The 7,172-nt window shown below is 63.3% G+C and carries 8 protein-coding genes; 5 read left to right on the top strand and 3 right to left on the bottom strand.

Annotated features, from left to right (window positions below; all coding sequences use genetic code 11):
• A partial coding sequence (locus M0954_RS07770; protein ID WP_297352463.1) for a lysylphosphatidylglycerol synthase domain-containing protein occupies positions 1 to 808 on the top strand: 808 nt, incomplete at its 5' end.
• Between the two features lie 4 nt (positions 809 to 812).
• On the opposite strand, the gene M0954_RS07765 is transcribed toward M0954_RS07770, so the two are convergent.
• Positions 813 to 1,775 (bottom strand): AEC family transporter, encoded by a 963-nt coding sequence (locus M0954_RS07765; RefSeq protein WP_133893939.1) that lies wholly within the window; start codon positions 1,773 to 1,775, stop codon positions 813 to 815.
• Positions 1,776 to 1,880: 105 nt separating this feature from the next.
• Between M0954_RS07765 and M0954_RS07760 the strand changes: the two genes are divergently transcribed.
• Complete coding sequence (locus M0954_RS07760) at positions 1,881 to 2,747, top strand: LysR family transcriptional regulator (RefSeq protein WP_297352461.1); 867 nt, start codon at positions 1,881 to 1,883, stop codon at positions 2,745 to 2,747.
• On the opposite strand, the gene M0954_RS07755 is transcribed toward M0954_RS07760, so the two are convergent.
• Positions 2,744 to 3,409 carry a VC0807 family protein gene (locus M0954_RS07755; RefSeq protein ID WP_133893940.1) on the bottom strand — a complete coding sequence of 222 codons (666 nt, stop codon included), beginning with the start codon at positions 3,407 to 3,409 and terminating at the stop codon, positions 2,744 to 2,746. The two genes, M0954_RS07760 and M0954_RS07755, sit on opposite strands and share 4 nt — an antisense overlap.
• Before the next feature lie 133 nt (positions 3,410 to 3,542).
• Here M0954_RS07755 and M0954_RS07750 point away from each other — a divergent pair, with 133 nt between their 5' ends.
• Positions 3,543 to 4,079, top strand: coding sequence for a GNAT family N-acetyltransferase (locus M0954_RS07750; protein ID WP_122157205.1), 537 nt, complete (start codon positions 3,543 to 3,545; stop codon positions 4,077 to 4,079).
• 52 nt (positions 4,080 to 4,131) lie between these two features.
• Here the strand turns inward: M0954_RS07750 and M0954_RS07745 are convergent, their stop codons facing one another.
• Positions 4,132 to 4,872: a GNAT family protein gene (locus M0954_RS07745; RefSeq protein ID WP_297352460.1), complete on the bottom strand. Its 741-nt coding sequence runs from the start codon at positions 4,870 to 4,872 to the stop codon at positions 4,132 to 4,134.
• A gap of 111 nt (positions 4,873 to 4,983) precedes the next feature.
• On the opposite strand from M0954_RS07745, the gene M0954_RS07740 reads away from it, so the two are divergent.
• Both M0954_RS07740 and M0954_RS07735 read left to right on the top strand, forming a co-directional pair.
• Positions 4,984 to 6,486, top strand: a complete 1,503-nt coding sequence (locus tag M0954_RS07740) for a PLP-dependent aminotransferase family protein (RefSeq protein WP_297352458.1) — start codon at positions 4,984 to 4,986, stop codon at positions 6,484 to 6,486.
• Positions 6,487 to 6,754: 268 nt separating this feature from the next.
• The gene (locus M0954_RS07735) at positions 6,755 to 7,075 is read left to right on the top strand and encodes a hypothetical protein (RefSeq protein ID WP_183143266.1); all 321 of its coding nucleotides are present in this window, start codon (positions 6,755 to 6,757) and stop codon (positions 7,073 to 7,075) included.
• Positions 7,076 to 7,172 lie beyond the last annotated feature (97 nt).

Below are 7,172 nucleotides of genomic sequence, written 5' to 3'. Positions count from 1 at the left end.
GGTCAACAGCATGTTGCCGGTGGCGCGCATCGGCGGCGAAGTGGTGTCGTTCCGCATGATGCGGCGGCGCGGTTTGCGCGGCTCGACCGCGGCGGCGAGTCTCGTCGTCGATATGCAACTCACGCTGATCAGCCAGTTGATGTTCACCATGGTGGGCATCGGGTTTCTGTTCGCGCATGCGGCATCCGGCACGTTGCGTCTTGCTGCCGATCTGGCATGGGGCATTGTCGCGCTCACGCCCCTGCTGGTGCTGTTTTCGCTGGTGCAGCATGCCAGCCCGTTCGAACGCATCACCCGCGTGCTCAACCGTGCAACCAGTGGCAAGCTGGCTGCGCTTGTCGGTCAGTCGACGCAGATCGATCAGGCGATCAAGCTGATCTGGCGCCGCCGTGGCGTCGTGCTGCGCTATCTTTTCTTCTGGCAACCGCTGCAGTGCGTATTGACCGCGCTGGAGATCTGGCTCGCGCTGTATTTTCTCGGCTCGCAGGTTAGCTTTATCGAGGCGGTGGTGATCGAGTCGCTGATCCAGGCGGTTAGCAGTGCGGCCTTTTTTGTGCCCGGAGGCTTGGGGGTGCAGGAGGGCGGTTTCATCCTGATTGGCGGGGCGATCGGTCTCGACCCTTCAACTTGCCTCGCACTCGCGGGGGCGCGGCGGATTCGCGATCTGCTGATCTTCGTGCCAGGCTTGTTTGCGTGGCAGATTGCCGAGTCGTCCGGCGAGGCGCATGTCCGCCTGGTCAGCGCGTTATCGCCGACGACGAGAACGACAGCTGCAGCCAGTCGGGGCCACGAAGTCGAGAAGTCCTGAAGGATCAACTGCGTGGCATATACAGCAACAGCAGGGATAGCGTCACGAGTGAGCCCAGCGTCGACAGAAGTATCGTCCGCGACGTGATGTGCGCCTCACGCCGATAGAACTCCGCAAGCATGAACGGCCCGGTGCCCGTGGGCAACGCGGCGAGCACGACCGACATCTCGACCAGCATGGGCGAGAGCGCGAACACACGTGCGGCCAACCACCATGTCAAGGCCGGTTGCACCACCAATTTGGCGCTCGTCAGTGCCCAGGACGCGGCGTGGTTCGACGCCGAGGGTGCTGAGGACTTGTCTGCAGGCGTCCGTTTTTCAGCAAGGAACAACCCGAGGCTGACCAGCGCGCAGGGGCTTGCCGCACCGCCTAGCAGCTTCAGAAACGTTTCCGCGCTTTGCGGCAGCGCCACGTGAACGCTGGCGACCAGCACGCCGGCGATCGGCGACACGATCAGCGGATTGCGCGCCAGCGACCGCACCACCTTGAACGCCAGTCGATGCGGCGCGCGTTCGGTCTGCAATCCCACTTCAATCAGGACGATCGCGATCGCAAACAGCACGCAGGCGACGAGGATGGTGGCGATCGTGGTCGGCGTCTGGCTGGCCGGCCCGAACGCGATCAGGCACAGCGGAAAGCCGATGTAGCCGGTATTCGGATACGAGCCCGCAATGGCATCGACGCTGGCATCGGCAAGCGGCCGGCCGCTCAGCAGACGGACCACGAGAATCAGCACGAATACGACGGCACAGGAGAGCGCGAAGGTGGCGACGAACGCCGGCTGATAGAGCTGATGCCAGGTGGCGTGGGCCATGATGTCGAACAGCAGCGCAGGCAGGGCGAGCCAGACGACAAAACGGTTCAGTTCCGACGCCGCCGTGGGGCCCAGCAGGCCGCGCTTGCGGCACACGAACCCTGCGAAAATCAGGCCAAATACGGGAAGCAGGATCTCAAGGGTCGATACCATCGGTATGGCAGGCTGGCGGCTGGAAAAGACAATGCGCCAGAGTAGTGGTTCGCGTTGATACAATCAAATACCGTTTCAGGCGTTCAACAATACCTTTTTTGCATCGTGATCGACGTCAAACCACTGCGCTACTTCGTGACTCTTGCCGAGACCCGCCATTTTGGCCGGGCCGCGGCACGGCTCAATCTGTCGCAACCGCCTTTGAGCCGCCAACTGGCGGCGCTTGAAGCGAGCCTGGGCGTCAGGCTGATCGAGCGCAGTCCACGCAGCGTCACGCTGACGGCAGCGGGTGAGCGTTTCTATGCAGATGCCAAAGCGATTCTCAGCGCAATTGAGCAAGCCGCGCGCAATGCACGGGCCGCCGCACATGGCGATGCCGGCACGCTGGCGGTTGGCTTCACGATGTGCGCGGCGTATAGCGTGGTGCCTGGCTACGCGCGGACCTTCGGCGCGGCGTATCCGGAGGTGACGCTGAATCTGCGCGAGGTGGTGTCGAACGATCTGGCGGCACAGGTGCTGGCCGGCCAGATCGACGCGGCGATCATGTTTCCGAGCGTGCCGAACAAGGGGCTCGAGGCGCGCACGATTGTCAGCGAACCGCTCTGCGTGGCGCTGTCGCGCGCGCATCCGCGTGCCCGGGCGCGGCGGTTGAAGATTGCGCAACTGGCGGGCGAGCCGTTCGTGCTGGCCTCGGAGGAGGTGGCGCCCACGTTGCGCGCCACCATTCTTGAGCATTGCCACTCGGGTGGTTTCGAGCCCGACATCCGTTTCGAAGTGCAATTGCAGCAGACCGTGCTCAGTCTTGTCGACGAAGGCGTCGGCGTTGCACTGGTGCCCGCTTCGATGCGTAAGGCGCAGCTTGCGGGGGTGGTGTTCCGGCCGCTTGCGGATGCGCCGATGATCGAGCAGGTGCTGGTGTGGTCGCCGGTGAACCGGAATCCGTGCCTAGCGCGGTTTCTGGAGCTGGCTTAGCGAGGGACGTTAGTGCTGTGCGCCGCGCTGTGCGGCTCGCTGACCAAACGTTCGGCATCCTGTTTGATACGTCGCCGATACCAGAACGTCCACACCATAAGGACGCCATAGAAACTATAGCGCACGACATTCGACACCATCGCTGCCCGAGGACTGCTCTCGGCGTCCCAAACAATCGACGTACGTATCACGTTCTCCGCTATAAGGCCGACGCCCCACACCAGTGTCATGACGCGGACTCTCGAGGCCAGTGTGGGACTCTCCCTCCAGTCCCGCTCGAATTCGCTCGAGCTTTGCATGCTTTCGCGGGCCATGGTCGAACGCGCAAGGTAGAACACTAGCGGACGCGGCAGCACGAGCGAAACAAGAAAGGCGACGCCGATCATCCCCGACACCATCGGTTCTTCAATCGTCAGCTCTTGCGGAACGCCAGTCACAGTGACCGTCGTCAGCGAGAGCACGATGCCGATCAGAACGATGCTGCTCAAGGCATCGAAATGACGGTGACGCGCCAGGTCCCAGGTCATCCACGCAATGAGCGGCAAGGCCGAAGCCAGCAGGGCGCCCGCTTGCCCCCAGTGCGGATGGGCGAGGCGGTAGGCGAGCCACGGCAGCGCGAAGTTGATGAAAATGGCGGACAGGTATCTGAGTCGAAGCTTCATGCGCTGTGCTCCGAGTGGGCGCTTATGCTTCTTGCGGGCGTGCGTTCTTGCAGGTCAGAGCGGATCGCGCGGACCATTTTATGCCCAAAATCTGCGATCATCCTATCCACTCTCAACCCTTTTCCTCCGCCCAATGACCGAGTTCAGCACGCTCCTCGAAACCGATCGCCTGATCATGCGCCCCCATGTCCGCGCGGATTTCGACGATAGCTTCGCGATGTGGTCCGATCCCGGAGTGACGCGCTTTATCGGCGGCCAGCCGTCCACCCGCGAGGAGACCTGGTCGCGCCTGCTGCGCTATGTCGGACATTGGACGATGCTGGGCTTCGGGTATTGGGTGGTGCGCGACAAAGCGAGTGGCCGCTTCGTCGGCGAAATCGGTTTTGCCAATTTCGAGCGGCAGACCGAGCCGTCGCTTGGCGGCATGCCCGAAATTGGCTGGGCGCTGACGCCCGCCGCACAGGGGCACGGCTATGCGACCGAGGGGGTGCGCGCGGCCTTGAAGTGGGCCGATGCAAAATGGCCCGCCGCCGACACCGCCTGCATCATCGCACCGGAGAACGCGCCGTCCCTGCGAGTGGCGCAGAAGTGCGGCTATCTGGAGTGGACCCGTGGAACCTACAAGGGCAAACCGCAGATCCATCTGCGCCGCGCCGCAGGGGCTGCCTGAGACGCGTGCGTCGGGGCGTGAGCCCCGAACCCCGAACCTCGACGCCCCGAATTCAGCCGCCAGCCTCGCCCGCTACCGCTCGCCGCCGAGCAATCAGATCCGCAAGCTTCTCGCGCTGATTGCCTTCCGCGTCGAAATTGCTCTGGCCGAGCCATTGCGCGAAACCGTCGCGTACCGCCGGATATTCACTGTCGATGACGGAAAACCACGCGGTATCGCGATTGCGTCCACGTGTGACGATCGCCTGGCGGAAGATTCCTTCGAACTTGAAGCCGTACCGCAGCGCTGCCGCTCGTGACGGTGCGTTGAGCGAATCGCACTTCCATTCGAAACGCCGGTATCCAAGGTCCTCGAATACGTAGGTCATCAACAGCGCCATCGCGTCGCTCGCGATACGGGTTCTCTTCAGACGCGGCGAGTAAGTGACGTGGCCGACTTCGATCACGCCATTGGGCGCGTCGATGCGCATCAACGCTAGCGTGCCGACGGCTTTGCCGGTCGCGAGATCGATCACGGCATGGTGCATCGGATCGGCCAGCGCCGCGGCCTTCGTCAGGTGCTCGCGATACGCTTCGAGGCTCTGGAACGGCCCGACGGCCAGATAGGTCCAGTCGCGGCCGTCCGTGGCGGTGCTATAGGCTTCGTAGAGGTCTTCGACATGCCGCTCCACATCGACTCGCTCGATCCGGCAATAGCGTCCGACGAGCGGCTCGCTCCCGGGCAACTGTGCGCCCTTCCAGTCCGGTAAGGCAAAGCCGATTGGCTGCATGTATTCGTTGAGGCGTGGTTCCACTTTTTTCTCCTGGCTGGCTTGCATTCAGGGGAGACGATACGGCAAACGTGGTATGTTAAAAAGATCCACGAAAGCGGTATTTGATAGGTCCATGAGGCAGGTCCACACACGATGATCGAAATCATAGGGCCGTTGGCACATGACGCCGTCACGCCGGCCGGCAAGCCTGTGCCGTTGCAGAAGCAATTGATCGGCCGTCTCCAGCAGGCAATTCTGGCCGGGCGGCTACCGGCCGGCGCCTTGTTGCCGTCGTCGAGGCTGCTCGCGGCGGAACTGGGCGTCTCGCGCAACACGGTGGTGATCGCGTACGACCACCTGGTCGCCGAAGGCTATGTGCTGGCCGATCGCAAGGGCACGCGCGTGAACCCGCTATCCAGCCCAGCGTCGCGTGTCGACGCGCGCCCGGATCCGGCCACGGCCGAGGTCGCCTATGCTGCGCGGCTCGAGCCTTTCGCCGCGCTCCGCCCGCACCCTGGCGGGATGGCTGTTTTGATGCCGGGCACCCCGGCGCTCGATCGCTTTCCGCTTGGTGCCTGGCGACGTTCGCTCGAGCGCGCCATGGAGCGCGCGCTGCCGCATTTGCTCGGCTACGGCGACCCCGCTGGCGAGCCGGCCTTGCGCGACGCGATTGCCGCACATCTGCGCGTAGCGCGCGGAGTTCGCTGCGACGGCTCACAGGTGGTTATCACCGAGGGCGCGCAGGAAGCGTTGAACCTGTGTGTGAGGCTGCTCACCAATCCCGGCGATATCGCATGGGTTGAAGATCCCGGCTATCGCGGCGCCAAAGCGGCCTTCAACCTTGGCGATCTGAAAACCGTGCCGATCCGCGTCGATCACGAAGGCATGGCCGTGCCGCCCGATGCGTGGCGCGTCAGTCCGCCCAGGCTGATTTATACGTCGCCCGCGCATCAGTATCCGACGGGCGCTGTGCTCTCAGTGGCGCGGCGGCTCGAACTTATCGCGCAGGCGCGGCGTGCGGGCGCCTGGCTGATCGAGGATGACTACGACGGCGAGTTTCGTCACACCGGCGAGCCGATTGCCAGCATGCAGGGGCTCGTGCCCGACGCGCCGGTGCTTTATGTCGGGTCGTTCAGCAAAACGATGTTTCCGGCGCTGCGGATCGGCTTTGTCGTGCTCCCGCGCAGCATGGTGGCGCAGACGCGCACACCGTTGCAGGAGATGCTGCGCGGCGGTCATCGGCTTGAACAGTGGGCGTTGGCGAACTTTATCGAAGGCGGCGAATTTGGCCGTCATCTGGGGCGGATGCGGCGGCTTTATCGCGAGCGGCAACAGGCCTTGCGCGAGGCGTTGGCTGCGCACTTCGAACCGGCGCAGGTTCTCGGCGGCAATTGCGGCATGCATCTCACGCTCAGGTTGCCGCCGCACATATCGGATCGCGCGGTCGTCGATCTTGCGCAGCAGCAAAAGATCAGTGCGCGTGCGCTTTCCGGGTTCACGTTGCGGCCGCAAGACGAAGACAACGGGCTTGTGATCGGCTATGGGAATACGTCGGCGGAGCAGATTGAGACGGCGGTCCGTTCGCTGGCGCGATGTGCAAGCGAGGTGGGGGGGACGGTGCGTCCGAGGCGGCGTGTTGCAGGTGCGAAGACCTAGAGACCCGAATGCGTGAGCGTGTGAACGCGCGAGCATGCCCGTGGCTTCGCGTCGTGTAAGTTTTACTTTCGTTGAAACGCTCGGCGCGTTGTCTTTACGCGATCTCTGAACACGCGACGCTCGCCTGCATGCTGTCCCGGCTTTGCGATGTCATGCCACCGCTTATTCCACCGGACCTCGCGCCTCGCTGACCGGATTCGACATTGCCTCGGGCATGAAGAATGCCTAATGTTCTCTCGTGACGAACCTTCGTTCAATCAGAGAGGACATGATGGATATTCGACCGACCGCGTGGTTTCCGCTGGACCGTTATACGCCCGTCCGTGATGGCTGGTACGAGGTTCAGCTAGTGAGCGGCGATACGGCGTTTGCGAAGTTCGGCGAGAACGAGTGGAGTGAAAAGCCGCTGCTCGTATTCACGCATTGGAGAGGGCTTTCCGCCGATCCGGCCCGCTCGGGCGAAAGCGAGTCTTTCAGCGCAGAGGCAACCGCCGCCGAAGGCGTTCGCGCGGCGTGGAATGCGTTCTTTCCGGGGCTTGGTGGGGAGCAGCACAAACCGTTGGAACCGGAGCATGGGGAGAAGAGCTAATCCAAGTGCTGCCGTGATGTGCCGTCCATAGATTGCGATGGCGCATCGCGGCAGCGAACCGGTGTCACACTGCCTCAGTCAACGTTCATAGTGTCCG

The organism is Paraburkholderia sp. (genome assembly GCF_026225065.1).
Lineage (GTDB): Bacteria > Pseudomonadota > Gammaproteobacteria > Burkholderiales > Burkholderiaceae > Paraburkholderia.
The sequence above is the reverse complement of the archived record's forward strand: the minus strand, read 5'-3'. Positions and strand labels throughout refer to the sequence as shown.

Bases quoted from the DNA above. Each gene is read 5' to 3' on its own strand.
- M0954_RS07755 (WP_133893940.1), bottom strand. From the start codon at position 3,409: ATGAAGCTTCGACTCAGATACCTGTCCGCCATTTTCATCAACTTCGCG.
- M0954_RS07740 (WP_297352458.1), top strand. From the start codon at position 4,984: ATGATCGAAATCATAGGGCCGTTGGCACATGACGCCGTCACGCCGGCC.
- M0954_RS07735 (WP_183143266.1), top strand. From the start codon at position 6,755: ATGATGGATATTCGACCGACCGCGTGGTTTCCGCTGGACCGTTATACG.
- M0954_RS07750 (WP_122157205.1), top strand. From the start codon at position 3,543: ATGACCGAGTTCAGCACGCTCCTCGAAACCGATCGCCTGATCATGCGC.
- M0954_RS07765 (WP_133893939.1), bottom strand. From the start codon at position 1,775: ATGGTATCGACCCTTGAGATCCTGCTTCCCGTATTTGGCCTGATTTTC.